This window comes from Alphaproteobacteria bacterium (genome assembly GCA_035625915.1).
Taxonomy (GTDB): Bacteria; Pseudomonadota; Alphaproteobacteria; order JACZXZ01; family JACZXZ01; genus DATDHA01.
Genome location: DASPOR010000045.1, coordinates 1 through 2,215, shown reverse-complemented (window position 1 = coordinate 2,215; position 2,215 = coordinate 1). Strand labels below are relative to the sequence as shown.

The window sequence follows — 2,215 nt, the reverse complement described above, 5'->3', positions numbered from 1 at the left end:
AGGTGAAGCGGGTGGTCTCGCCGACGCGGTCGTCGTAGATTCGGTAATTGGTGATGTACGCTTGGTCGGCGAAGGAGGGCCAGGCGCAGAGCACGAAGGGAAACTGCTCGACTGTCTCCATCGGCTTGGCGAGATTGATCGACACGAATCGCCGCGACATCTTCCTGTCGGCCTCTTCTTCCGTGTAGTGCTGCGCGCGCCCGAAGTTCCGCAAGTTCCTGGTGAGCAGTTCGCGGCAGCGCACGCGGCCGCTGTTGTCGTTGAGGTCGTTGTGCACGAGGTGGGCGTAACGGGCGTTCACACCCGGGTTCTTGTTGTCCTGGTCTTCCGTGCGGTCGCCCGCGTAGTCCTTGTCGAAGACGTCGTGGTTGTAGACCAGTGCATCAGTCGCGTCCGGGAAGAACTCGAGGAGGAGCTTCTCGATCTCTGGGTAGAACACGCGCTCCACCTCCGCCGAATCGTAGAAGTTCGAGCACGCGGACTCCAGGTACGCCAGCGAGACACCGAGCCGGTCCATGCATTCGGGGCTGTTGGGCGAGAGGCCCGGGTAGTACTCGCCGATGCGCCGCGCGTCGCGCATCACCTGCGGGAAATAGAGGTGCCGCCGCCGGTTGTCCTCCTCGTTCTTGCGCAGGATCGCCGCGACGTCGGCGCGCGCCGGGTCTCGCCAGAGAGCGTTGGACGGGACGACGGAGTAGGTCGGCCGCTCGTAGACAGTATAGGGCAGCGGCAGCGCCAGGCCCCCTTCGGGGGCCTTGATGCCCTTCGTGCGTATGTAGTCCATGCACTCGTCGTAGTCGCGGAACCCGAGGCCCCACCGGGTCTCGATCGGGCCCGGTGGCGCATTGTCGATCATGTCAGTAACTCGCTGGCCCTCGCCCTCAGCGATCTGGGTGAGTGCGTCCTCCAGCGCCGCGGCGGTTCCCGCATCGCCCTTCCGGTCGAACGACATGTAGGATAGGCCACCGTTCGCCGCTATGGGCGGCGGCTGCCCCTCTGTGCGCTGGAGCGGCGGCACATAGGCGGACGACGCTCTCTCAGTGTCCGCCGCAACGGTGCTGTCGGCGACGTCGAGCTGGCTCATGGCACACCTCCGATTATCTCGGCCTCATCGTGGCACACAGAGCCTGCGTTTTCCAGACCATGATTTTGCGGTCATGCGAACGTGCGCTGCCCTGGCTCGGAAGCGGACCGGTAGAACACCACCCGTTGCACAACAGTCCGTGCCCCTGCGTGGTCTCATTGCGGTCGATCGAAAGTGAACCGTCCTCCTGCATTTACGTCGGCTTTTCGAAGGCGGTAACTTGGGCTGCGGGTCAGCCGACGAAAAACATGCTCAAGCCACGAAAGGGAGAGACGATGTCTATCCTCGATCGAGCGATCCTCGAGTGGCATTCGACACGCACGTTCCCGCCCAGCCCCGGTGCCCCGGGATGTTGTCGACGTAGCCCTCGCCCTGGCCCAGCAGCACCGTTGCGACGTCGTTTTCGCTCTCGCTGGCGACAGCCTCGATGAGGTCACCAACGCAAAGCTCGTCAATTTCTGTCGCAAAGATAAGGAACGTCGAGATGACCGAGACACTCTCGCGGCCCCTCGTTCCATCTGCCATGGAGCGGGCCAGGCTGAAGGAGGGATGCACATCGAACGCAGCCGGATCCGCACGTCCTTTGGCGGCAAGTTGATCGCCGGCAGCGAGCGCGTTCTTCTCGTCTATGGAACGAAGCGGCCGCCGGCATATTGGTTCCCAATTGCGGATGTCCGGAGCGTCTTAAAAGACGAGTTGCGGCAAGGCGCGGGCACTGTTTGTTGGCGCGTCGTTGTAAGCGATCGCGTGGCGCAGAATGCCGCTCGCACTTACATCAAGCCTTTCGGCGATCGAGCCGGAGCAGAGGGCCACCTTACCTTTTTCTGGGACCAGATGGATGTCTGGTTCGAAGAGGATGAAGAGATCTTCGCTGTCCTTGCTCAAAATTGTCGAAACATCGAGAAAACCCCCATTTCCTCGAACCGTCCCCATAGCCTCGGGTGGCATGGTTACGATCCTGTTCGCTCTCGTCTCTCTCCTCTCGTTCCGTTTTCGAAGCCGAGCGTCACTGGAGCTCGAGCTTGTCGCATTGCGACATCAGGTGATCGTCTTGCGCCGGCAACGCCCTCACCGACTTCGGGGCTCCTTTCCGCCGACCGGCTCCTGTGGGTCTGGCTTTACCGAGTGCGG

3 protein-coding genes are annotated in these 2,215 nt (G+C 62.3%); all 3 read right to left on the bottom strand.

From position 1 onward, the window contains the following. On the bottom strand, positions 1-1,084 hold a 1,084-nt coding region (locus VEJ16_04180; GenBank protein HYB08845.1), incomplete at its 3' end, for a hypothetical protein. 279 nt (positions 1,085-1,363) lie between these two features. After that, the gene (locus VEJ16_04175) at positions 1,364-1,609 is read right to left on the bottom strand and encodes a hypothetical protein (GenBank protein HYB08844.1); all 246 of its coding nucleotides are present in this window, start codon (positions 1,607-1,609) and stop codon (positions 1,364-1,366) included. A 159-nt stretch (positions 1,610-1,768) separates the two neighbouring features. Further along, the gene (locus tag VEJ16_04170; GenBank protein ID HYB08843.1) at positions 1,769-2,032 is read right to left on the bottom strand and encodes a hypothetical protein; all 264 of its coding nucleotides are present in this window, start codon (positions 2,030-2,032) and stop codon (positions 1,769-1,771) included. Positions 2,033-2,215: the final 183 nt, after the last annotated feature.

Excerpts from the sequence above, each read along its gene's own strand:
- VEJ16_04175 (HYB08844.1), bottom strand. The coding sequence starts at position 1,609 with ATGGCAGATGGAACGAGGGGCCGCGAGAGTGTCTCGGTCATCTCGACG.
- VEJ16_04170 (HYB08843.1), bottom strand. The coding sequence starts at position 2,032 with ATGCCACCCGAGGCTATGGGGACGGTTCGAGGAAATGGGGGTTTTCTC.